This window comes from Streptomyces sp. SID13726 (assembly GCF_010548375.1).
Classification (GTDB): domain Bacteria; phylum Actinomycetota; class Actinomycetes; order Streptomycetales; family Streptomycetaceae; genus Streptomyces.
The window spans coordinates 1-415 of sequence record NZ_JAAGLY010000605.1 but is presented as its reverse complement, the minus strand read 5'-3'; the positions used below and the strand labels follow the sequence as shown (position 1 = coordinate 415).

Below are 415 nucleotides of genomic sequence, written 5' to 3'. Positions count from 1 at the left end.
CTCCTCGCACGCGGCGCCGACCCGTCCCAGGTGGTCGCCGCCGCACGGACCACCGCCAAGGTCGCCGACCTCGCCGACCGTGGCGTCCAGGTCCGCGAGGCCGACTACGCGCGCCCGGAGACCCTCGCCGCGGCGCTCGCCGGCGTCGACGTGCTCGTGCTCGTGTCGGGCTCTGAGGTCGGGCAGCGGGTCCCGCAGCACCGCAACGTGGTCGAGGCGGCCGCCGCGGCCGGGGTCTCCCGTGTGATCTACACGAGCGCGCCGCACGCGACGACCTCCGCGCTCGTCCTCGCGCCCGAGCACAAGGCCACGGAGGAGATCCTGGCCGCCGCGGGACTGGCGACCACGATCCTGCGGAACAACTGGTACACGGAGAACTACGTCGGCGACGTCGTGGGCGCCCGCGAGTCCGGCG

Annotated in this window: 1 protein-coding gene; it reads left to right on the top strand. The window is 75.2% G+C overall.

Annotated elements, in window-relative coordinates; translation table 11 throughout:
* Nucleotides 1-415, top strand: a 415-nt coding sequence (locus tag G3I78_RS49350) for an NAD(P)H-binding protein (protein ID WP_164437200.1), incomplete at both ends; no start/stop codon positions are given.